Annotated in this window: 21 protein-coding genes, 1 tRNA gene and 1 pseudogene; 13 read left to right on the forward strand and 10 right to left on the reverse strand. The window is 54.8% G+C overall.

The features are described from left to right. The first annotated feature begins 3 nt into the window (after positions 1-3). A complete protein-coding gene (locus ACR0EN_RS10325; RefSeq protein ID WP_170609375.1) occupies positions 4-762 on the forward strand; it encodes an alpha/beta fold hydrolase in 759 nt (252 codons plus the stop codon). On the opposite strand, the gene ACR0EN_RS10330 is transcribed toward ACR0EN_RS10325, so the two are convergent. From ACR0EN_RS10330 to ACR0EN_RS10355, 6 genes are all read right to left on the reverse strand, one after another. Further along, positions 763-948: a hypothetical protein gene (locus ACR0EN_RS10330; RefSeq protein ID WP_170391965.1), complete on the reverse strand. Its 186-nt coding sequence runs from the start codon at positions 946-948 to the stop codon at positions 763-765. A gap of 83 nt (positions 949-1031) precedes the next feature. Beyond that, on the reverse strand, positions 1032-1424 hold the full coding sequence (locus ACR0EN_RS10335) for a rhodanese-like domain-containing protein (RefSeq protein ID WP_170391967.1): 393 nt from the start codon (positions 1422-1424) through the stop codon (positions 1032-1034). 72 nt (positions 1425-1496) lie between these two features. Then, positions 1497-2837, reverse strand: a complete 1341-nt coding sequence (locus tag ACR0EN_RS10340; protein ID WP_170391969.1) for an HlyD family type I secretion periplasmic adaptor subunit — start codon at positions 2835-2837, stop codon at positions 1497-1499. 3 nt (positions 2838-2840) lie between these two features. Then, positions 2841-5147 (reverse strand): type I secretion system permease/ATPase, encoded by a 2307-nt coding sequence (locus ACR0EN_RS10345; protein ID WP_480586595.1) that lies wholly within the window; start codon positions 5145-5147, stop codon positions 2841-2843. Between the two features lie 36 nt (positions 5148-5183). Beyond that, entirely contained in the window at positions 5184-7130 is a 1947-nt protein-coding gene (locus ACR0EN_RS10350; protein ID WP_170818736.1) for a type I secretion protein, read from the reverse strand. A gap of 128 nt (positions 7131-7258) precedes the next feature. Next, the gene (locus tag ACR0EN_RS10355) at positions 7259-9706 is read right to left on the reverse strand and encodes a beta strand repeat-containing protein (protein WP_170818737.1); all 2448 of its coding nucleotides are present in this window, start codon (positions 9704-9706) and stop codon (positions 7259-7261) included. 613 nt (positions 9707-10319) lie between these two features. On the opposite strand from ACR0EN_RS10355, the gene ACR0EN_RS10360 reads away from it, so the two are divergent. The 6 genes and pseudogenes from ACR0EN_RS10360 (at position 10320) to wecB (ending at position 15625) form a co-directional block, all read left to right on the forward strand. Further along, positions 10320-11081, forward strand: a complete 762-nt coding sequence (locus tag ACR0EN_RS10360; RefSeq protein ID WP_170818738.1) for a response regulator transcription factor — start codon at positions 10320-10322, stop codon at positions 11079-11081. Then, on the forward strand, positions 11074-11571 hold the full coding sequence (locus ACR0EN_RS10365; protein ID WP_170391988.1) for a hypothetical protein: 498 nt from the start codon (positions 11074-11076) through the stop codon (positions 11569-11571). Before ACR0EN_RS10360 ends, ACR0EN_RS10365 begins: the two co-directional genes overlap by 8 nt. 309 nt (positions 11572-11880) lie before the next feature. Continuing rightward, positions 11881-11934: pseudogene (locus ACR0EN_RS10370) on the forward strand (hypothetical protein); the annotation flags it as partial. An 18-nt stretch (positions 11935-11952) separates the two neighbouring features. After that, complete coding sequence (locus ACR0EN_RS10375; protein ID WP_480586880.1) at positions 11953-12933, forward strand: tyrosine-type recombinase/integrase; 981 nt, start codon at positions 11953-11955, stop codon at positions 12931-12933. A 526-nt stretch (positions 12934-13459) separates the two neighbouring features. Next, positions 13460-14491: a glycosyltransferase family protein gene (locus ACR0EN_RS10380; RefSeq protein WP_170818739.1), complete on the forward strand. Its 1032-nt coding sequence runs from the start codon at positions 13460-13462 to the stop codon at positions 14489-14491. A 63-nt stretch (positions 14492-14554) separates the two neighbouring features. Next, positions 14555-15625 carry a non-hydrolyzing UDP-N-acetylglucosamine 2-epimerase gene (gene wecB, locus ACR0EN_RS10385; protein ID WP_170818740.1) on the forward strand — a complete coding sequence of 357 codons (1071 nt, stop codon included), beginning with the start codon at positions 14555-14557 and terminating at the stop codon, positions 15623-15625. 165 nt (positions 15626-15790) lie between these two features. Here the strand turns inward: wecB and ACR0EN_RS10390 are convergent, their stop codons facing one another. From ACR0EN_RS10390 to ACR0EN_RS10400, 3 genes are read right to left on the reverse strand one after another with little or no spacing between them, the layout of a single operon-like run. Further along, positions 15791-16066 carry a phage fiber-tail adaptor protein gene (locus ACR0EN_RS10390; protein ID WP_170625302.1) on the reverse strand — a complete coding sequence of 92 codons (276 nt, stop codon included), beginning with the start codon at positions 16064-16066 and terminating at the stop codon, positions 15791-15793. Positions 16067-16080: 14 nt separating this feature from the next. After that, complete coding sequence (locus tag ACR0EN_RS10395) at positions 16081-17400, reverse strand: DUF4082 domain-containing protein (RefSeq protein ID WP_480586601.1); 1320 nt, start codon at positions 17398-17400, stop codon at positions 16081-16083. A 1-nt stretch (position 17401) separates the two neighbouring features. Continuing rightward, on the reverse strand, positions 17402-17911 hold the full coding sequence (locus ACR0EN_RS10400; RefSeq protein WP_170818742.1) for a hypothetical protein: 510 nt from the start codon (positions 17909-17911) through the stop codon (positions 17402-17404). Here ACR0EN_RS10400 and ACR0EN_RS10405 point away from each other — a divergent pair. Both ACR0EN_RS10405 and ACR0EN_RS10410 read left to right on the forward strand, forming a co-directional pair. Further along, positions 17910-18152 (forward strand): hypothetical protein, encoded by a 243-nt coding sequence (locus ACR0EN_RS10405; RefSeq protein ID WP_170625299.1) that lies wholly within the window; start codon positions 17910-17912, stop codon positions 18150-18152. The two genes, ACR0EN_RS10400 and ACR0EN_RS10405, sit on opposite strands and share 2 nt — an antisense overlap. Continuing rightward, positions 18142-18708 (forward strand): hypothetical protein, encoded by a 567-nt coding sequence (locus ACR0EN_RS10410; RefSeq protein ID WP_480586606.1) that lies wholly within the window; start codon positions 18142-18144, stop codon positions 18706-18708. The genes ACR0EN_RS10405 and ACR0EN_RS10410 overlap by 11 nt, the downstream gene beginning before the upstream one ends. Before the next feature lie 22 nt (positions 18709-18730). Here ACR0EN_RS10410 and ACR0EN_RS10415 read toward each other — a convergent pair. Beyond that, positions 18731-18816 (reverse strand) — tRNA-Leu (locus ACR0EN_RS10415). Between the two features lie 455 nt (positions 18817-19271). On the opposite strand from ACR0EN_RS10415, the gene ACR0EN_RS10420 reads away from it, so the two are divergent. The 4 genes from ACR0EN_RS10420 to ACR0EN_RS10435 all read left to right on the forward strand — a co-directional run bounded on the left by ACR0EN_RS10420 (position 19272) and on the right by ACR0EN_RS10435 (position 23400). Beyond that, positions 19272-20315 (forward strand): pyridoxal-phosphate dependent enzyme, encoded by a 1044-nt coding sequence (locus tag ACR0EN_RS10420; protein ID WP_170818744.1) that lies wholly within the window; start codon positions 19272-19274, stop codon positions 20313-20315. Beyond that, on the forward strand, positions 20312-21457 hold the full coding sequence (locus ACR0EN_RS10425) for a M24 family metallopeptidase (RefSeq protein ID WP_170818745.1): 1146 nt from the start codon (positions 20312-20314) through the stop codon (positions 21455-21457). Before ACR0EN_RS10420 ends, ACR0EN_RS10425 begins: the two co-directional genes overlap by 4 nt. Further along, positions 21454-22167 carry a maleate cis-trans isomerase family protein gene (locus ACR0EN_RS10430; RefSeq protein ID WP_170594782.1) on the forward strand — a complete coding sequence of 238 codons (714 nt, stop codon included), beginning with the start codon at positions 21454-21456 and terminating at the stop codon, positions 22165-22167. The genes ACR0EN_RS10425 and ACR0EN_RS10430 overlap by 4 nt, the downstream gene beginning before the upstream one ends. Before the next feature lie 132 nt (positions 22168-22299). Continuing rightward, entirely contained in the window at positions 22300-23400 is a 1101-nt protein-coding gene (locus tag ACR0EN_RS10435) for an ABC transporter ATP-binding protein (RefSeq protein ID WP_170401347.1), read from the forward strand. The last annotated feature ends 78 nt before the right edge of the window (positions 23401-23478 follow it).

Below are 23478 nucleotides of genomic sequence, written 5' to 3' on the forward strand. Positions count from 1 at the left end.
AGCATGCTGAATACGATCATCCATGGCGACCCGACCGATCATCCGCCCCTGCTGATAGCGCATGGCCTCTATGGTTCGGCGCGCAACTGGGGAGTCATTGCGCGGCGACTGTCGGACGAAAGACAGGTGATCGCCGTCGATATGCGCAATCACGCCTACAGCTTTTGGGATGCTCAGCATGGCTACCCGGATTTGGCGCATGATCTGGCAAAGGTCATCGACAGCGTTGGCGGCATCGCCGATATCGTCGGGCATTCCATGGGTGGAAAAGCTTCGATGGTGCTGGCGCTGGAATATGGCGATCTGGTGCGCAAGCTGGTCGTCGCAGACATCGCACCAGTGGCATACAGCCACAGCCAGATTCAATTCATCGAGGCAATGCGGGCGGTCGATATGTCCCGCGTTCAGCGTCGTTCAGATGCCGAAGCACAGCTGGCCGATCTGGGCGTCGAAAAGGCGCTGCAGAGCTTTTTTACGCAGTCTTTGGATGTTGAGGGAGGCCGCTGGCGGCTGAACCTGGATGTACTGGCCACCGAAATGCCAAAGATCATGGGCTTCCCCGAGATTTCGACCCATTGGGACGGCCCTGCTCTGTTCCTGTCCGGCGCAGCATCAGATTATGTGCTGCCCGAACACCGAGAGCAGATTCGCACCCTGTTTCCTGCAGCTCGCTTCGCCAAAATTCCCGGTGCGGGGCACTGGCTGCACGCCGAGAAACCCCGCGAATTCGAAGCTGCAGTCAGGACCTTCTTGAACGCTTAATCAAGCGCCTTGATACAGGCGTTTTGCCACCAGCCACGACACCGGCGCGGCAACAACCGCCCCTGCTGCTGCGGCGGAAACGATGGCCATCCAGGTCACCATTCCAACCGCTAGGACCGCAATCACGGCAGAACCCGCGATGGCTGTGGCGATCAAAGAATAAAGCGTGGCTGCTAGGCGTATCATGGCCAGTATCCTGTGTTTAAGCTTCTGGCCTTTACATTACAGCAACGGAATATGTGTGACTTTGATTTGGGTCAGATATGTAGCTACATCCCGCGATCCATGGGCCCGGTCGCCTCACCACCGCCATTCACCCAATCCGCAAAGCCACCCAGATTGTAGACGTGTAAATATCCCATTTCCTTAAGCAGTTTTCCAGCCAGCGCTGCCCTTCCGCCAGACGCACAATGCAGGATGATCACCCGATCCCTGCGCAGTTCTGCATCATGGGAAGGCAACTCGGGGTCGGCCCGAAACTCCAGCATACCGCGCGGGATATGATGCGCACCGACCGCGCGCCCTGTCCTTTCCAGTTCAGGCGCATCGCGAATATCCAATAACAAGGCACCCTGCCCGATCAGTTCTTTGGCCCGGCTGGCGTCGATACGCTCAACCACCGCGTTTGCAGCTTGCATCATGTCTTTGACCGTCAATGGCATTTGCGCCCCTCCAGGAAATGAATCCGTGAAAGGCTAACATGCAGAAAATTGAAGGTGTAGACATTCAAGCGCTTAATGTTCGCGGAAAGCACGCGACATACTGTCAACCACCGGCTTGGCGATATAGGCCGCAAAGGTGCGTTCCTCGGTCTGGATCATGATCTCGGCGGGCATTCCGGGTGTCGGCACGAAGCCCCGCACGCGACCCATCTCTTCCGTGGTCAGAGAAATGCGCGCCAGATAGACCTCTTGCGGCATACCGGCAGAATCCTCGACAAGCGAGTCAGCCGAGACGTAATAGACCTCGCCTTCAAGCACTGGGGTTGTCCGTTGATTGAGCGCGACTAGGCGCACCGTCGCGATCTGCCCGGTGACCACGCTGTCGATCTCGGTACGCGGGATCTGCGCCTCGATTATTAGCGGTGCATCGGCGGGCAGAATCTCAGCAATCTGTTCGCCAGTTTCGATCACCCCGCCCGGCGTGTGGTGATGAAGTCGCACCACTGTGCCGGTCACCGGGGCACGCACAACCGCACGGGCTAGAACACTACGGGCCTGGCGGGCTTTTTCACGCACACTTTCAAGGTCGGCTTCAATCACGCCTAACTCGTCCAGCGCAGCCTCGCGGTAGGCTGAGCGGGTGCGCAGAATCTGCTCTTCATACTTCAGCAGCATCTGGTTTACCTCAGCCGTTTCTGCGCGCAAACGCGCCAGTTGACCTTCGGCTTCGGCCTGCACCCGGCGGATCGTATTCAGATCACCTTTGCGCACTAATCCTTTTTCAAACAACGAATATTTGGTCTCGTATTCTTCCTCGAGAATCTCTGATCGCCTTTCCATGCTGACCAATTGTGCTTCAAATCCTGACGCACGAATTTTCAACGCCTCCATGTTGCGCTGCAGCAAAGCAATATCGTTCAGCAGTGTCTTGCGCGATACATCAAAGCTGAGTTTCTGATTGTCGAGGATCGTCATGACCTCGACGTCGTCCGATGCTTCGATCAATCCGGGCGAAAACACGAGGGTTTCCTGTTCGCTATGCTCAGCCAGCAACCGTTCGGTCATGGCCTGAAGGCGAAGTTTGCGAATGAACAATTCGCGTTCACTCGCCTCGGCCGAGGTCTGATCCAAAGTCATCATGATCTGTCCGGCTTGAACAGATTCACCTTCCGAGACCAGAATGTTCTCGATGATACCGCCTTCCAAATGCTGCACGATCTTGTTGCGGCCGGTCGCGACAAAGCTGCCTTGCGCGATGACTGCAGCGGCCAGAGGTGCACGGAAGGACCAGACGCCAAAGCCGCCAAAACAGACAATAAGCATGATAAAGCCAATCACGATGAATTTGGTGATCGAGCGCGGAACCTCAGAGTACCAAAGACCGCCTTCATCGGTGCGTGCCACGTCGTTCATCGCTTAATCCCCCTTGCCCTGTATTTCGGGCGGTTGCTGGCGCGGCCCGTTGAGCTGTTCCAGCACCTGTTCGCGCTGCCCGAACAGCGCCACGCGCCCATCGGTCAGCAGCATGATCTTGTCGACAACATTCAACAGAGTCGGCTTTTGCGTAATCACCACAACGGTGATCTTGCTTTCCTTTGCTTGCTGAATTGCGCGCGCAAGCGCCTTGTCACCCGCCACGTCGAGGTTCGAGTTCGGCTCATCCAGAACAACCAAACGTGGGTTGCCGAAGAAGGCACGCGCCAAAGCAATACGCTGCTTCTGACCACCTGAGAGAGGTGAGCCGTCGGCGGCCACAACCGTCTCATACCCCTGCGGCAGCGTTGCGATCATGTTGTGCACGTCGGCCAAAACGGCGGCATCGTGGATCTGCTCATCCGTGGCATCGGCACGCATCCGGCCAATATTGTCTTTGATGCTGCCGGGGAACAGCTGTACGTCTTGCGGCAGATAGCCAATATTTTCGCCAAACTGGCGGGGATCCCAGTTGCGGATATCCATCAGGTCCAGCCGCACACTGCCCGAGGTCGGCAGGATCGAACCCACCAGCGTTTTACCAAGTGTCGTTTTGCCTGCGCCTGAATTCCCGATGATCGCCAGAGTTTCACCTGGGTTCAGCGCAAAGGTAATCCCGTTCAGAACCACCCGCTTGGTGCCGCCTGGGACATATAGCAGGCGTTCGACATCCAACCGCCCCTCAGGCCGTGGTAGGCGCAGTTTTTCATATTGCAAGGCCGAGTTCGACAGCAGAGCCTTGATCCGCCCAAAAGCGCCGCGCGTCAGCAGGAAGGTATTCCAACCCTCGATCGAGCCTTCGATCGGCGCAAAAGCCCGCCCTGCGATGATCGAGGCGGCGATGACCATACCGCCGGTAATTTCACCTTGAAGGGCCAGAAAGGCGCCCCAGCCCAGAATGCCGATCTGCGTCAAAAGACGGACGGCACGCGAAATGGCCGCGAAGATCACGTTACGATCCTGCGCCTTGACCTGCCATGTCAGCGATTGTGCGGTGTCACGCCCCCAGATGCGCACTGCCTCGGGGATCATCGCCAAAGCGTTGATGATCTGACTGTTGCGCGACATTGAATCCAGATGCTGGTTCGCCATTGATTGCGCCTGATTGGCCTTGGCAAAGGGCTTGGCGGTCATTTTCTGGTTGATCAGCGCGATGATCATCAGAATCACGGCCGTCGTCACCACAATCATCCCAAGTTGCGGATGCACCAGAAAGATCATCAGGATGAACAGCGGTGCAAATGGTACATCCAGAAATGAGATCAGAGTGCCCGAGACCAGAAAGCCTCGCACCTGTTGCAGATCCCCAAGTGTCTGATATTCGCGTCCGTTGCCGTGCAGCGAGGCATGGGCCGCAGCGCTAAGAACCGGGGCCCCAAGACGGGCGGCGACCTCGACCGCTGTACGCATCAGCATGAACCGACGAACGGCATCAAATGCGGCTTGAAAAATGACTGCTCCGGCAACGATTGCCGTCAGCATGATCAACGTATCCAGCGAGCGACTAGTCAGAACCCGGTCACTGATCTGAAACAGGTAGATCGGGATCGCTAGGATCAGGACGTTGGTCGCGCAGGTCAGTACCAGCACGAAGGCCAGATTGCGCCAAATCGCGCGCAGTGAGGTACGCAGCGTCTTCTGGAAATCTTCAGGCGGCGTGCGTTTGTGGAATGTTTGGGGTGGCCCCTTGCCATCGCCACCACCCGTCCCCGGGCGCAGCAAGGGTTGGTTGGCCTTGGCCTCGATCGTGGTGCCCATGCGGTCTTTACCATCCGACGGCGCAGAGGGGGTCATGCGTGCAGTCGATTGGTCGGCGGTTTCACAATCGGGGGCTTCGGTATCGGCCACCCCAGTGTCGCCACCCGCAGGATCCTTATCTTGCGCGGGCCGCGACGACGCGCGCCGAAGGGGAGAACCAGCGCGCGGTTGTGATGTTTGATCCAACTGCTCTGCCTGGGTCTGCCCCGGATCATCCGGTTGTGTCGTCGCCTGAGGCGCTTCTAATTGCCGCGATCGTTTCGCGGGCCCGGCAACCGGGGTGTCACTTGCTTCCGGGGTCTCTGGTTTGGTTTCGGGTTCCGCCAGTTGCATATCACTTGTCAAACGCAGGCGGGACGCTGTTTTTGCAAGTTTATTTTCATTTGGTTTTGCTACCCGATTTCGGGGTTCCAGGGTCAATGGGCCTCCGCCTCCGTGCCGGTCCAATGGACTTGCAAAACGGGTGCGGCGCGACGAAAAAACGATCGACATAAACTAACCTTCCGGTCACTCGTAAATCAGGAAATATTAGGCCAGCATGGTCTGCAGGCCATCAGAGGAATTCGCCATTTCGCTTGGCGTGAGATCGTTACCGTTAGGTCCAATGCCATTGTCGTGACCTGGCATACCCGCCTCTTCCATGATGGCGGCGATTGCCTCGTTGGTCATCTCGGCGATGTCCTCATTCGTGGGCATGTCAAGCAGGCTTGCCTGATGCAATAGCAGGTCAGAAAATGCCCCATCCTGGGCCATAACAACCGAATCCACGCCGGCCTTGGTTACATTGGCGGCGTTCAGCATCGCATTGCTGCCTGCCAGAACCTCGGTCTCGTCCGCGTGGGGACCATTCAGATATACGTCATCCTGATCGGCAAGCATCGTCGATTGCTCGGCTACGTTGACCTGAACCAGCGATCCATCGATCTTGAGGACCCGCATCTGCTCCATGCCAGCAAACATCGGATCGTTCATTAGCGCCTCTTCCAGCGCTGCCATGTCGTCCTCGCCCATGGTCATGGCGTCGGCCATGGAGTCGTGCATCGCCTGATACGTATCTTCGCCTTCTTTCTTGAGAGAAACCTCGTTCATAACCAGGTTTTCGTCCGATCCATCGATGGGTCCGGGCAATCCGCCCATCACCACATCGTCATCCAATAATACGTGCGTCTGGACAAACGCATCGACCGATATCATGTCGCCTTCGATCATGATCAGGTCATAATAACTGCCAAGTTGAAGAATATTGGTGACATCAATCAACTCGTTGTCACCCAACGCATACAGCGTGGTCGTCGCGCTAATCTCGGCATCAATATGATCGATATCCGTTGCATCGATGTCCTGTTTGACAAAATTTGCAACGATCAGATCGGTCGTAATCCAATCAACATGCACATATGCCGGGGCATCGTCTCCACTTGAGCCTTTCTTAAGCCAAGGGGCTGAGTTGCCTTCGACCTCGATCGTCGACGAGTGCACCACATTGGTGCCCGAGCCGCCATTCGTGCCTTTGTCTGTGTCAGATACAACGGCGACCTGGCTCACCATGGCCAGTTCGATTGCTTTTCCACCGACCGCAATATAAGGCGCATCGACCCAGGCCACAGTTGCGTTCATCTCGTTGATCGCAAGGTTGCCGCCTGCGATCACCGTGTGACCTTCGGCAAATTCGTCTTCCTCGTCCTGAGCCCATTCGGCGGGCATCATATCGGGCGTTTCGTCTTCTTCTTCCTCGTCCAGTCTATGATGCGCAGGCAGAAGATCTTCCCATTCCGGGGCTTCGTCCACATACTCACCATTGACGATCACGCCCATCGCGTCTTCGCCGTGGAACTGATAAACAACCGCGCCTTCAACTTCGACATTGATCGGGGCCAACATCGCTTCGGCCAAAGACTCAACGTATTCAACCGACAAGTAGTCCGAGATCGAGAACGAGGGCACGGCAAACGCGTGCATCGATGCTGCTACCTGCGCAGCCGCCTCGGCCAATGCGATCAGCTGATCGACATCGCGGAAATCTCCCTCGCCGACAACGTCATTGTCGCGCAGGAAAATCGTCTGGAACGTGTAGGTCACAGCAGACCCGATAAGCTCTGTCACAATCTCCAGCTGCTGCTCGATCACAAACGTTGCACCTAGGCCGGTTGTCGCTTCGGGTAACGGCGGACCGTCTGAGAGTGGTGGTTCAAGTACAACGACCGTTTCAAATTCAGGGCCGTCGGTTGGGGGTGGAAGTTCAGGAGTGGCGGAGGGGGTGTCAAACCGATAGGAAAGCGGACCATATTTGCCTGGGTCCAATTCAAGATCTGCCTTGATCCGGATCTTTGCGGGTTCTTCCAGTTCGTCCAGTTCCGCCTTGCGCCGCATGGCGGTGAACTCTTCGTACTGATCCCTCAACCGGGCTTTTTCAATCGTAAGATCAAAAGATCCAATAAAGTGTGCAATCTTTTCGGTAACACTATCGAATGACATTTCGATGATCCCTTACCCCCTTGCCGACTAAAATTTCCGGTTCGGGATTTGCTGGGCCGAGGCCACATTACGCGGCCCCGGCGATTTCATTGAACGGGGGCCGAAAATGCGGCCCCCGCGAATTGGTCTTAGACCTCGGTGTCGTCGCTCGAATAAGTCGAGGTCATCGAACCGCCAACCATGGTCGTATCGACCGAGTTACCAAGCACGTTGGCACCCTGTACGATCGATTGGTTGAACGCGTTCGTATCGACGACTGCCGCTGCGGATGCATAAGACTCGCCGTTGACGATACCATCGCCACCATTATCCGAGCCCCAGGTACCGCCATTACCGCCAGCACCACCGGCACCCGAATATGCACCGGATGCTTCACCACCGGTGTTCATTGCACCTGTGGTTGCACCACCAGTAGACGAGCCCATGACGTCGCCGCTGGTACCGCCAGTCGATGCCGCTGCACCACCGGCACCGCCGTCACCTGACATCGCAGTACCTGTTGCATCACCTGAAGCCATCGAGTCCGCATCATTATCGGACGAAGCATCTCCACCGTATCCGGCAATCGCTTCGGCAAGGCTTTCGGCATAACCATCGTTGGCTGAATCGGCCCATGCTTCTGAGTCACCGCCGTTTCCGGCTTCGTTGGTTGCGTCAGCTGAACCAGCACCGCTTCCGGCCGAGCTTGCCTCGGGGTTGGCCGTACCGCCAGCGCCACCAGTACCTTCGGCCGATGCCATTCCATCGCCGCTGGCGTCTGCTGATCCATTACTTGTGTTGGTACCACCATTACCACCAGAACCGTCAACGTCCTGATCATTGTCGGCAGAGCCATCGATATCACCAGGTGACTGCGTGATTACAGGGCCGGCAGCATCTTGGTCACCAACACCTTGCGCATCAGCATCCGTGTCAACGTAGCCGCCGCCTGCACCACCGGTTCCTGTACCGCCAGCACCCGGTCCGCCAGTACCTGTGCCACCAGTACCAGTACCTCCAGTACCCGTACCACCAGTACCTGTACCGCCAGTACCCGTACCGCCGGTACCTGCACCACCAGTACCACCGTCTCCGCCGGTACCGTTCGAGTTACCAGCTGCTGCAGCTTCTTCGTCTCCGTCAGGATCTTCCTCTTCCACAAGGAGTACCGGGAATGGGAAGGCTTCTTCTACCGAGCCGGAATCTCCGCCGGTGCCGTCGCCACCGTTGGCATTGCCACCGGAGCCTTCGCCACCAGTGCCTTCACCGCCTGAGCCTTCACCGCCTGAGCCTTCGCCCCCGGAGCCTTCGCCACCGGAGCCTTCGCCGCCGGAGCCTTCGCCGCCGGAACCGCTACCGCCATCGGCATCATTCCAGCCCATCGCGCCAGCGCCAGCCAGACCCAAACCAATATTGCCTCCAGAGGAAGACTCGTTGGCTTCGTTGGTTCCGTCGCTAGAGTTGTCTGCCGAACCATCGTTATCGGCATCACCAGCGCCACCATCGGCACCGTCGTTGGAAGCATCGGTGCCTGCCAGACCAAGGCCAGCAGCTAATGCCCCAGATGTATTGTCACCACCGTCTGCATCGCCATCGGCGTTCGCTCCGGACAAACCAAGACCAAGACCAAGGCCAATCGATCCGGCATTACCACCGTTACCACCAGTCGAGTCACTATCGGAACTCGCTTCGCCGTGGTTGTCGGCATTAGACTCGCTGTCTGCTGCGCCGCCTTCGCCGCCGGTGCTGTCACCGTCTGCGCTGGCACTCGAATGACCAAGACCCAGGCTTGCGTTATAGGTATCACCCGAAGATGCGCCATCTCCACCTGTCGCAGCGCTATCAGCATTTCCTGAATGACCACCAAAGGCCAGCGAATGGCTGCCGTTGGTGTCGCCATAGGCTTCACCACCATAGCTCATGCCGCCATCGCCAGAGGAGCCACCGTCGTTGTTTACGTCGATACCGTCTTCGGCATAGGCTTCACCGCCGTTGGCGTCACCGCTTTGTGTGAAATCACCTGAATTCACGACACTTGCGGTACCCAGACTGTCATTGTCTTCCAGGCTGGCAAACTGCTGGTTGATTGACGCGAAATCATTTCCGGGACCATCTTGCGAGATATCAATGTTGACGTCGTCGCCGGGATCGTAATTTACATCGTCACCGGCAGTAATAACGTCGCCGACATCACCTTCGACGTCCTCAATATCAACGTCGACTTTGTCATCGTCGCGCGGAATCCACTCTCCGCCGCCGAAGTCGATATCTACGGTCGCGGTATTGGTGTTGCTGTCGTCACCGCCATTGGTCTGTGAGTTGCTGTCGTTACCACCATTGGTGTTGCTGTCGTTACCACCATTGGTGTTGCTGTCGTTACCACCATTGGTGTTGCTGTCGTTACCACCATTGGTGTTGCTATCGTTACCACCGTTGGTGTTGCTGTCGTCGCCCTGCTGTTGTTGCTGCTGCTGTTGCTGTTGGTTCAAATCTTCAACAGCCATCTCTTCTTCTTCCAGCTGCGGTTCGTCTACAACAGGATCCTGATCGTCGATAACTTCTTGGACATCGGTGATTGGAGCTAATCTGCGTTCCATAATAAGTTCCACTTTTACTGAAGCACCAGACCGCCATTCATCTACAAAGCGGTAACAGGCGCGGTTTGAAACAGACTTTGCGCGCAACGTGTCAATCTGGACACTCGCGCGGCCGTGAAGGTCTTCTGTTTGGTTTGCCCCCCTTTCTCGGCTAAGCCGATTCCATGACCACGGAGAATTCGCAGAAATACGCGGACCGCAGGCACGTCAGGTCTAAGATCACTTCACAAATTGAAGCTTGGGCATGGTTGCAGCGATAAGGGGATGTGCATAGCTGGCCGAAAGGGCTATTTTCCGTAATTAGCTGTTTAATATATATATTTTTCGAAATCTGGCGTATTTCGCACCAAATTTGCCTCAGAAACAATCATGCGCAAACATATAGGATTATTAACCCTGAAATTTCATAAAGTTACGCTAAAACTATATACGAAAAACCTGATCAAAGGTTCTAGTACGCGGTATTGCGGAACCCGCCTTTGGTTGCTGAAACACGTACTTTCAGCTATGATAAGGTACTATTTGAGTTCAAAGTTACTGTTTCGCGCCATCCAGTTCTGTACCCGATTTAAAGTTTCAGAGGGTGGCGTTTGTATTAGTGGGGGGAAGATCAATGAATATTTCATTGCAAGAAGACGCCCGTGATCAGATTGAATATCCCGAAGAGCTGTCGATCATTTTTATCGGCAAAGAACTGTTCTACTCGAACCAAACCCTGAGAAGTGTTCAAAGCGAATTCGGCGTTCGTGCGTCAAGATATGAAAGCCTTGACGACCTGCTGGCCGAGAGTGGGAAATCTGTTCCCTCCGAGCGCATCATTGTTGTGGATCAGATGATGCTCGAAGATCTGTTGGCGCGGCCCGCTGATTACTCCCAGCTCGCCGAGACAGGATGTCTGGCCTTCGCCTATCGCAAGAAAAGTCCGGCCCGGGTTCTGTTCGAACGCTGGGATCGTACCCGTTTCGGCAGTGTCGGGTATTTGCCAATGAACGTGGCGCCGGATGTTTGGCGCGCAATACTGCGCCTTCTGATGCACGAAGAGCTGCACCTGCCCTGCTTTCTGGCCGACAGCATGACCGCAACACAAAGTGCGCCAGGCACACCTATCGAAAAACAGCCTGCAACCAGAACCCGGTCGCCTGACAAACTGTTGCGATACTCAAAGCTGACGCGCCGCGAAAAGCAAGTCCTGAGGCTGGTATCGCAAGGCAAGAGCAACAAGACCATTGCGTCGAATCTGGGCATCACCGAACACACCGTCAAACTGCATATGCACAATGTCTCGGGCAAGATCGATGTGAGCAACCGGACTGAAGCTGCGCATTTCTACTTTGAGGTCGCGCCGAACGAAGCGCGCAACGCGCCCGTTGGATGAGGCATTCGAAACCCGGTTCGACCGGCTCATTCTGTTGGTGGGTCGGCTCAACTATATGTGGACGAACACGGAAAGCCTGCTGATCCACCTGATCGCAGGTCTGACCGGGGCCAATAAAGATGTTGCGGTCATCATATTCCTGACGCTTAACACCACACGTGCCCGTATCGATCTGGTCGAACGTCTCGCCAAGATGGAGGGTCGCCCCCCTGAAATCCGCGATCCGATTCTCGAACACACCCAGCGGTTGTCGCGCCTGTCCTCTATTCGAAACAAGTACAATCACTGCATCTATTCTTTCGATCAGGAAAGCGGAAATCCAAAGACCATCCTGATGCGCATTGCTGATCGCAAGACCGACATCAAACTTGGTCGCGAAGACACAGTTGACGACAAAGCAATGAAAGAAATCGAGGATGTTGTCACTCAGCTCTCGAATGCCAACAGGGATATCTGGAAATTGATCACCCAGCTGGGTTTCCCTGTCTGAGATGGTACTGGTGCGGGCGGTGGGAACAAAACCACCATGCAGCGGCGTTGACCTGCAGCCATAGAATCACCCATCTTCCCAATAACCTATGTGCCGACTGTCTAAGCGCGTCTAAATGAGAACACGCGCAGCAAACGGCAAAGTGGGGGACCAATTGGGGGACCAGAATTAAAAATGCGCTGACGCAGGTTCAGATCAAAAATGCAGGCGACGGGAATTTGCAGGACGGCGGTGGCCTGATCTTCAGGAAAAAAAAACGAAACCGGTAAATGGATATACCGCTATTCTCATCTCGGTAAACGCCGCGAAATGGGACTCGGAAATTGGCCAACGGTATCGCTTTCAGAAGCGCGAAAGACCCGAGACCAATGGGCATCCATATTGGCCAGCGGACAAGATCCGATTGAGACCCGACGCCAACAGCAAGCCGAGGAAGTCGCACAGCGCGATCAGGATGACTCAACATTCTCGGAACTGGTGGATCTGGTGTTCGAAGCCCGCGAAGACAGCTTACGAGGCCAAGGCACTCGGGGACGCTGGCGGAGCCCTCTGGACCTTTACGCAATACCCGGCTTTGGGAAAAAGGCAGGCTCAAAGGTCAGTAAGTGGGATGTGGTGGAATGCCTTCGCCCGATTTGGCGAGACAAGTACCCAACAGCCAAGAAGACCATCGAGCGAATTAGGATCGTCTTGCGCTCTGCCAAGCTTATGGGGTTCCCTACGGATCCCGATCTGGTTAATGCGGCACAGGAGATGCTGGGTGTGGTCAAGCATGTCGCTCAGCCTATGCGCTCGGTTCCATGGCAAAAGATACCAGAACTATATGGCAAGCTCGGTGATACGACAGCTGGGCGCTGCAATCAGTGGATTATCTTAACCCTCATTCGAATGGATGCCGCTAAACGTGCGTCCGTTGAAGAGATAGAGGGTAATATCTGGACGATTCCGAGCGAACACATCAAAGGGCAAGAGGGAAAGGTCTCAGATTTTCGCGTCCCTCTGCCCGCCCAAGCAATCCAGTTTGTCCAGGATGCTAAGGAACTCAAGCATAGCTATCTGTTCCCCGGCCTCAACCCAAAGAAACCAATCACTGACGCGGCGGTTGAAAAGTGCCTGCGCGAGATGAAGGCTGGCGGAACGCCTCACGGATTCAGGGCAAGCTTTCGAACATGGGTGCAAGAAACGCAGGCTTGCTCGTGGGAGGTCTCTGAAACCATCCTTGGGCATACTATCGGCGGCAAAACAGAGCGCGCCTATGCTCGATCAGACCTATTGGACCTGCGCCTCGCCGCCATGCAGAAGTGGGCTGATTTCGTGACCGGCACCGAGAGTATTGTCGTTCCCCTGCGTGGGGCCCAATAGCCCCCTACTCCTGCTCCGGCCACTCCGGCAGTTTCTCGGACGCCGGCACATCGTGCTTCTCCAGCCATTCCCTGATCGCCGCCCAGTAATCCTGCGGCTTGGCCGCGTACCTGCGTGACCTCAGATCAGCGACGGATACCTCATGCCCACGGAACCACTGGGTCCTGAGCTTCAGGCCGTGGTTCTTCGCCCAGGCACACAGGGTCGTCTGCCAGTCATCTACATGACGGGGTTCAAATTCTATGTGGAAGTCATGCGGGATTCGGTGAGGTCAGGTCATAGGGAACAACTAGCGAACTCGGAAAACTTGTCCAAGTCGGTTTTGCCTCGTACCGTCTCCCCATTTGCAGTCTGTACTCCAACACGCTTCCTGCTGATGCCAAGCGCTAAGCAAAGACCTTGTTCCCTACCTCCTCAGTTGTACAATCAGGTGGACTAACAAACTACGGCGAGTTAACAGTCGACGCGTTCATCTTGGTTTCGCCCACCCGGTTAGAAATGATGATTGCAAGATAGGGAATGAATTGTGAAAAAGCCAACTCTGTATGCGTTGCTGACGAACAAAGAGAGTTTACTTGTAGAGCATGGAGATAGCATTAATGAGATAAGATCGCTCAGAATACTATCTGAAAAGTTTGACGTTTATTACAACAATTTTCCTCTAGAATCTCAAACTGATGCTGGCAAGCAAGCTAGTGTTGGCCCAAATAGAGAATATGATTTTTATTACATTCGAAATAATCCATCGGTTTTTGAAAGCATAAAAGATCAAAAAGTTCTATCGTTTGCCTACCCATACTCTCAATCTGTTTTTAAGGACTCACATGCGCTGGTCGTTCTAAATGAAAACTGGAAGAGGCATTTACTGGGTATCGGCGTTGATAGCGAAAGAAAAATTCAAAATGTCTATGAGGGAGAAAGACCAAAAATTCGCGCTCCGATCATTGTTGTAGGGCAATCAAAGGACGATCATATGGCGAATGCGGTTGCATCCTCGAAAGCGTCGTTCAATCTAAAGGTCAAGACAACAAATGCACGCTTCATTTTTGGTTACTACGGGAACCTAAGTAAGAGTCTCTACCCATATAAAGCCTTTGCGGCGATTGAGAGACTTGCGTCTGAGCGTCCCAAAATTGATACAATAATTGCTCTCGCGGGTAGGTTCAGGAGAGATTCACAAATATCGTTTAATCGTGGCCTACTTATTGGACAGTTACCATATGATCTAATGCCCGCACTACATGATTTGACTTTAGCAAATCTAACAAACGAGTCTGAGTTAAATCACTGTTTAGGCAACCAAAAAGTTATTGATTCTATCTGCCGAGGTGTTCCGATCATGTGCCAGAAACTGGACACGTTCGTCGAAATGCTCGGTGAGGATTATCCGTGCCTATACGAGAGTGAAAACGATGCTTATGAAATTGCTCGCAAGCTTGTGTTGGACGAGGATTTTCGAGAACATACTCGTGAAGTTAGCATAACACGCTCTAAGTGGTATGACAAAAAAGCAGTTATCGAGCGCTTCCTTGCACAGCCAGAACTCGGTTTGTTGTGATTGGTTTCGCGTACCAGTATTTGCTGCGCGAAATTGATTTTGTCGAAAGGATCATGGAGACAAATGGCCAAAATACTTACTGTCGTGGGTGCACGCCCACAATTTGTTAAATCCGCTGCGCTATCTCGTGCGCTTTCTAAAAGGCCCTCTTCGACAGAGATATTGGTTCACACAGGACAGCACTTCGATTTCCAAATGTCGGATGTTTTCTTCAGGGAACTAGGAATTCCCAAACCGAACCACTTTCTGGGTATTGGTGGAGGCACCCATGGCGCGATGACGGGAAGACAATTGGAGGCAATAGAAACGGTATTGCTGAAAGAGAAACCTGACGTTGTTGTGGTATTCGGCGATACAAACTCTACGTTGGCTGCTTCATTGGCGGCTGTAAAACTCCATATTCCAATTGCGCATGTGGAGGCGGGGCTTCGGAGCTTCAATAGAAAGATGCCCGAAGAAATCAACCGGATTTTGACAGATCACGCGTCCGACATTTTGTTTGCATCAACTGAAATAGCTCAGAAAAATTTGGAGACTGAGGGAATTCAGGAGAACAAGGTGCATAACGTTGGCGACATAATGTTTGACGTTTCAAAGCATTATCGGAAGCAAGCTCGAAAACCTGACTGGTTTGACACCTTAGCTAGCACTGAGACAGGGTTCGTGTTGGCAACTCTTCATAGGGCGGAAAATGTGGACGACCCTAAAAAACTCAGCGATGCCCTCGAGGGTCTTGGGAAATCAACTTGCCCCGTTATTTTGCCACTTCATCCTAGAACCAAGTCAAGGATGTCAGAGTACGGAATCTCTACCAACGATACGATAAAGTTGGTTGATCCAGTTGGATACCTAGAGATGATTTGGTTGCAAATGAACTGCAAACTATTCGCAACGGACTCTGGAGGTATGCAAAAGGAGGCATACTTTTTCAAAAAACCGTGTTTGACGCTTCGAGAAGAGACTGAATGGGAAGAGTTAGTCGATAGCGGCTGGAACAACCTAGTGGGCACCGACCCGGAGAAAATCACGAAATATTTGGAAAGTTCAACTCCACCAAAAACAGATACAAACTTTTATGGCGACGGTACTACTGCAGAGAAGATCGCTGATATTTTGTCTGAACTCGTTAATTGAGCCCTGTAGCCTTTCGATCCCCCAGAACGCAAAAAGCCCGCCAGCGCGAAGCTGATTGGCCATTCTTTGGACAATCCCCTATTGGCAATGGCGGGGAGAATTTAGGCTAGAGCCCTTTCCTATATGTGTGAAACGTGCCTGAGACCCCCGGCACCGGGGATCTGGTTACATGTCCTGGATGACGAAAATGGCTTTGCGGTTGAACTCGCGGCCAGCACTTGTGATCGCTAAACAATCTACTTTCACCTGTTGACCTAAGGTGCCACCGGATAGCCAAACTGTGACGCCAGTGGTTGTTCGACTTTCGCTATCCAGCGTTAGTGCGCCATCGATCTCAATTGTATGATTGGCGATCGTGTCACCATCAGCCGCCATGTCATCGGAGAAATCAAATAGGTAATCCAGCACGTCTTGCGGGTCTTTCGTGAATGATTGGGGCATGTCGTTAACCTCTATTATTCTGCTTTCTGCAGGCATCGAATACACGCGACTTTCAGCCTGCACCGCGTAAGTGCGCTCTGCTGGTAGAGTATAGACAGGGACGCCATCCGTTGTGTTCTGGCCGGATGCACTGGAAGTGCCCGCAGACGAACCCGCACCCTCTGTCGTGCTTTCACCCTCACCGGATGCGGTTCCTGCGCCATCTGATGAGCCGTCTGCAGTTGCAGTTGCTTCACCCTGACCAGCTGCAGTTGATGAGCCAGAGGATTTACCGACGTTCTCGGTTGCATCGCTGCCAACACCCGTCGCAGTGGATGACCCTGCAGAACTGCCGTCGCCCTCTGCTGTGGCTTCACCATCGCCGGAAGCGCGTGATGAGCCATTAGACGTGCCCGCGCCCTCCGCGGTTGCCTCACCCTCACCCGTGGCGGTGGATGTCCCGCTAGACTGCCCATCATTTGATCCGGCGCTCTGGCCTTGGCCTGTGGCTGTAGAAGTGCCGTCGGATGATCCTGCACCCTCGGATGTCGCCTCACCGTCGCCAGATGCACCAGCCCCCCCGCAGCGGACCCGTCAGCCTCGGCTGTCGCACCACCTTCACCGGCACCAGTCGAAGTGCCATCTGACGCACCATCTGCGCTCGAAGTTGCTTCGCCATCTCCCGAGGCCGCGGAAGTGCCATCGGACGATCCGTCAGCGCCTACAACCGCGCCACCGTCACCTGATGCAGTGCCTTGGCCGTCTGAGCTTCCATCCGCCTCGGCAGTGCTTTCCCCTGCCCCGGTTGCAGTGCTTGAGCCGTCAGATGTTCCGTCGCCTTCTTCGGTGCAGCGGCCGCCGCTTTCCTCGAAGACAACATCCGTCCAATAGCTGGCACTGAAAAAAACGTTACTTGGAAAGGTGCCGATAGCGGTCGCGTATATACCGTTTGGTGTTGGCCCGCCATTTGCAGGAGCAACCAGATTGCCATCGGAACTTGTCATTGATGTTGTGAAGTAGTTGGACGTATTCGGATAGTTGCCTTGCGCGCCATAGCTAACGACGAATACATCGCCCGCATTAGCATTGACCGGGCTTGACAGCGTTCCTTCCTGCCAGCCGTTTTCACCAACACCTGATGTAACATCGACGGTGGCTAGTTCCGTTCCGCCATCAGTCCAGAGGCGAAGCGTCCTGATATCCGTGTCATCGTCATCATTAACGTGTCGCCAATACCGAAGCGCCGTGATTTGACCAGCCACAACAGTTTCAAACCGAGTTCCCAGCTCGTACGGGTTTGGATCGATACTGTTCATAGCGGGGGCATCGCCGGGTCCAAAGATACTCGAGGGCATATTACCCTCCTACAGCTTCGAACGCCTCGATCAGTGCGTTGAGTTGCGGCGATGACCGCAGAGGCGCGACAACCGTTTCCGATAGCTCGGACCTCTGAACAGGGCGCGGATAGGCAAGATCACCCTCGCCAACCATTGTATAGGCATAGATGTCAGACGCGTTGATACCGGCAAACCATGACCCAAAGAAAGCATAGAAGTCAGCGGCCTGCGATAAGAAGGTTGCCGCGCCAGAACTCAGAGCTTCCGGCGTTTTAACCGGCATTGAAAACAGCAGCATGACCTGCCCAACCGTGTCGGCATCGCGGGCAATCTCCGCTTGTGCTTCAATCATCGCGCGACGAACGCTGCTGAGAGCGCCATGAATGGTGCTCAGGACCAGGTGTGTGTCCAAATCACGTGTGGAATCCCGTACTTGTTTCAGGTTGTAGGTGACCGCCTTTACAGCCTTGGTCAGGGCGGAAATCGTTTCTACCGGATTGCCCGGTTCAAATGCTTGGACAGGCGGCATGGCAACCTCACATCGTCAAAGGGAAAGAAAGGCCGCGCCAGGACAGCGCGACCGAGGGATCAGTCTTCGGGTGGTCTACCGCGTTGTGTCACCGTTAACGAATGCTTCACTCGCCACATTCAAAAGCCCGTTGGATGTGCTAGAAACTATGCTTGATGAAAGCACGGGCGAAGAGATCGACATAGACCGCTACTGGAACGTCGAACCAGTATACGTTTCTGAGGTCGTCGGTGCACAGTGAGGCCACCCGTAAAGCATGGTTCAAGAAGGCTGAGCGAGTCCACCGTGAGGTGAAAGATCTGACAGGCCTAGAACAGGCTGAGGCATTCAAAGACAAATTTGAGGCGATAGCTGACCAGGACGCCCGAGCCGCGGTGCAGATGCAAGTGTGGTATTGGCTTGGGCATGGGAAGGAACCAGTTGCTTCGCAAGAGTGGCTTACAACGAACCACATACTCGCGGCGACGTTTATTGCGGTCTTCCTGATAGGCTGGGTCGAGCTCGGGGTTTCCGCAATCTGGTCCGGCACTGCAGCGCTTGCGACGACCGTTGCCGTGCGGATCGTCTTCCGAATTTTCGATCGAGGGTTTATGTTCCGGAGGCTCTTTACCGCATGTGTGAGCTCAGGACTATTTCTGATTGTTCCTGCACAGTTTGCATTTGCCTTTGAAACGCCCTTTGGACCGGTCTCATGGGGCGGGGCTCCTGGCGGCGCGCTAGTGTTGATCTGGACGATGTGCACCATCCTGACCATCTGCGGGGCAGCCTGGGAGCGCAACGCTTCCAACAGGACATAGCCCGCTACAGTTTTGACCAATTTGGTACCCGCGGCCGGACTCGAACCGGCACGGCCTTCCGGCCCAGAGATTTTAAGTCTCTTGTGTCTACCATTCCACCACGCGGGCGAGCGTGTCGGGCCTATTTCGGGCCTGGAAATCTCCATACGACCACAAGGCTATGAATACAATGCGCTTTACGGGCGGAAGCGAAGGATTTTGATTCTCTTGTGTCTACCATTCCACCACGCGGGCAAGCGTGTCGGGTCTATTTCGGGTCTGGAAATCTCCATACGGCCACAAGGCTATGAATACAATGCGCTTTGCGGGCGGAAGCGAAGGATTATAAGTCCGATATGTCTACCATTCCATCACGCCCGCACATCATCGTCGAAGTTTTGTCTCACCGCGCCGATGTCGTGTGCAGACACTTACAACCAACCAAAACGATTGAAAAGATACTCATTCATCAGAACCAGGGATGCATGCAGAACACGAACACAATCCTGCTGAATCAAGGCCGAGCTTGACAGCCTTCGGCCAATTCGTTCACGTCGGCGCAACACAAGATCAGGGAGCGAGCGATGAAACTAGTCAGTAACCCGTTTCGAGGTGGTTCTAAGCTTTCGGATCAGGCCCCTTATCCCTCCGTAGAGACAGATGGGTTGGGCCGGCATCGATTCTTCTGCCCTGACTTTGTCGAAACGCCCCTTGTGAATGCATCGGCGCTGGCACCCGTCGCGAATCTCTGGGTTAAAGATGAGCGAAGCCGTATGGGCCTGGGATCGTTCAAAGCGCTGGGTGCGGCTTATGTGATCGCCTGCGAAGCGAATGACATCTCGGTCACGCCAGATGGTAACACGCTCAAAGGGCGCACCTATGTTACGGCAAGCGCGGGCAATCACGGGATGAGCATGGCCGCGGGCGCGCGCACTTTCGGAGCTGATGCAGTTGTCTACATCGCAGAAACAGTTCCAGAAAGCTTTGCAGATCGCCTGCGCGCTCAAAACGCACAAGTGGTCCGGGCGGGTGCTGATTACGCCGCCAGCATGGAAGCAGCCAGTCAGGCGGCGCAGAACAATGGCTGGACTTTGCTCTCGGACAGTTCCTGGGAGGGGTATACTGAACTACCGTACTTGCTGATGGAAGGGTATCTGCAAATGGCGGTCGAAGCCGCCGAGCAATGTACTGAGGCACCAACGCACGTTCTTCTGCAAGCCGGTGTTGGCGGCATGGCCGGAGCCGTCGCTGCCTATGCGCGGGTCGTTTGGGGAGATGCTCCGCAGATCATTGTTGTCGAGCCAACCTCTGCCCCGGCGCTGCAGGCCAGTATCGAAGCGGGGCATTGTGTGTTTGCTGACGGGCCCGACAGCATCATGGGGCGACTGGATTGCAAAGAGCCCTCGCTGATCGCCTTGAACGGCTTGGCCCGAGATGCCGATCTGTTTCTGACAATCGAGGATGACACTGTCGAAGCACAGCTTCCGGCCATGGCGAAGGCCGGGTTGGAAACCAGCGCCTCGGGCGGTGCTGGCATTGCGGCCGTTCTGAACGACGCGATCCGTAGTGAACTGGGTATTGGACCGAATTCCAAAGTGCTCTGCATCTTGAGCGAGCAACCTGCATGAGAGGTTTCGCACCAGAGGAATTCGCGACCCGCGTTGCGCGCGCCCAGCATCGGATGCAAGAAACCGGTCTATCGGCCCTGTTGCTTACGACTGAGCCCCAGCTTCGCTATTTCACAGGTTATCTGACCCGTTTCTGGGAAAGCCCAACGCGGCCTTGGTTTCTGATCGTTCCGATTTCTGGCAAGCCGGTTGCAGTAATCCCATCCATCGGTGCTGCATTGATGGCGCAGACATGGATCGACGACATTCGAACCTGGAGTGCACCCGACCTTGAAGATGATGGGGTATCCCTGCTGGCCGATACACTGAGAGAGTTGACGCCTGAAAACGCCTCAATCGGCTGCCCCGACGGGCATGAGACCCATGTAAGGATGCCACTGGCCGATCTAAGGCATCTCGAATCCGCAATTGGAGCGCGCCAAATTACGGGTGACCATGGCATCCTACGGGCGCTGCGCATGGTGAAATCTGACGCTGAGATCGCAAAGATTCGAACTGCCTGTCAGATTGGTGCCCACGCCTTTGCACGAGTGCCCGAGGTTGCCTCAGCAGGGACACCGTTGGATCAGATATTTCGAAACTTTCAGAGACTCTGCCTTGAAGAAGGTGCCGACTGGGTGCCCTATCTGGCCGGAGGGGCCGAGCAATGCGGGTACTCGGATGTAATCTCACCCGCGACACAGACCCCGCTTCGTATAGGCGATGTGCTGATGCTCGACACCGGCCTCGTCCACGATGGCTATTTTTGCGACTATGATCGCAATTGGTCCATCGGCCCAGCGAGCAAAGCGGTACGCGATGCACATGCCAGATTGGTCGAGGCTTCGGATGCAGCGTTTGATCAAGCCCGCCCAGGCGTGACGGCTTCTCAGCTTTTTCATACGATGAACACAATACTTACCGATGGCAGCGCGGGTACCGATGCCGGGAGACTGGGCCACGGGTTAGGAATGTCGTTGACCGAATGGCCTTCGCTTATTCCCGATGATCATACTGAACTGCAACCGGGAATGGTTTTGACGCTTGAACCGGGTATTGCGGTCGATGGCAAAATTCTCGTGCACGAAGAAAACATTCTGATCACCGAAGGCGCGCCCGAATTCCTCAGCCCCCGGATAGGACCGGAGATTGCCGAGATATGAGCACGTTGCCGTACACACTGGATCCTGACGATCCCTCGGCCGTACCAATGGGGCTGATCGTTTTACAGACTGACGAGACAATCGAACCTGAGTTTCGTAGCCTTTTTATCGATGACAAAAGCCCTCTTTATGTCAGCCGCATTCCCAGCGGGGCCGAGGTTAACACCGACACGCTGGCGCAGATGGAGACCGACTTGCCTGCAGCGGCTGATCTGCTGCCAAAGGCGCGGCCCTATCGAGTTGTTGGCTATGGATGTACGTCAGCCAGTTCGGTTATCGGCTCGGATCGGGTTGAGCAGATGGTCATGCAGACCTGTAATACAGCGACCGTCACCAACCCGTTGCGGGCAGCCTCCGCCTGCGCGAGACATTTGGGCGTCTCAAAATTTGCACTGCTGTCGCCTTACATTGAAGAAGTAAACACTCCGTTGCGACGCGCGTTTGCAGAACAAGGCATCTCGATGGATGTGTTTGGCACTTTCGGCGAATCCGAAGAAGCCAAAGTTGTGCGGATCTCAACCGATTCCGTGGTCGATGCCGCCGTGCGACTGGGAAGAGATTCAACAGTCGACGCCGTATTCCTTAGTTGTACGAACCTTCGGACACTGACGGCTATCCCAAGGATCGAAGCGCAGATCGGTAAGCCTGTCCTGTCAAGCAACCAGAGTTTGGCCTGGCATATGAAACAACTGAACGTGTCGCAAAATTAGGCAAATGCGGCGTTTACGCGACTCCAATTGCTTTACGGGCTTGCGACCATTTGTTAGCCTCGTCATCAATGCACGAGAAGATCAATGAGGCCCGGACCAACCGGGTAATCATTTGACGCAACAGGGGGTCTTGTGACCGACACAAATAGCGACGCCGCGTTTGTTGAATTTCAGCGCGTTCAAAAGTCTTATGATGGCGAGAACCTCGTCGTCAAAGATCTCAACCTGGCAATGCCAAAGGGCGAATTCCTGACCATGCTCGGGCCGTCCGGATCAGGTAAGACGACCTGCCTGATGATGCTTGCCGGATTCGAAACCGCCACACATGGCGAGATTCTTCTGGATGGAAAACCCATCAATAATATCCCTCCGCACAAACGTGGCATCGGGATGGTGTTCCAGAACTACGCTCTGTTCCCGCATATGACTGTGGCCGAGAATCTTTCATTCCCGCTGGAAGTCCGCAAGCTGGGCAAGTCCGAGCGCGAGGAGAAAGTCAAACGCGCGCTGGACATGGTGCAGATGGGTGCCTTCGGCAATCGTCGCCCCGCGCAGTTGTCGGGTGGTCAGCAGCAACGGATCGCACTGGCACGTGCGCTGGTTTTCGAGCCCGAACTGGTGTTGATGGACGAACCGCTGGGTGCGTTGGACAAACAACTACGCGAGCATATGCAGTTCGAAATCACCCGTCTGGCGCATGAACTGGGCATTACCACCGTCTACGTGACCCACGACCAGACCGAGGCATTGACCATGTCCGACCGTGTTGCGGTGTTTGACGATGGCCGCATTCAGCAACTGGCCCCGCCGGATCAGCTGTATGAAGAACCCGACAACAGTTTCGTGGCGCAATTCATCGGTGAAAACAATACCCTGGAAGGTGTTGTCAAATCCATCGATGGAGATACCTGCCTTGTGCAATTGGATGACGGCTCGGAAATCGATGCGGTGCCGATCAACGTGCACAATCCGGGCGAACGTACCAAGGTCTCGATCCGGCCCGAGCGCGTAGAATTCAATAAAGACCGACTGCATGCCGATGCACATACGTTGAAAGCAACGGTCAAGGAATTCATCTATATGGGCGACGTGTTCCGCTTCCGCATGTCGGTGGCGGGCAATGACGAGTTCATCGTCAAAACACGGAATGCCCCCGACGCCATCCGTCTGAATCCCGGACAGGAAATCGAGATCGGCTGGCTTGCAAAGGATTGTCGTGCGCTCGACGCATAGACCAAGCCGCGCGATACAAACGTGGCTTACCGAGGGACCAGCTGGCGAAAACCCGTGCGTCAGCTGACCAAACAACAA

Source organism: Ruegeria sp. AB7 (assembly GCF_056542625.1).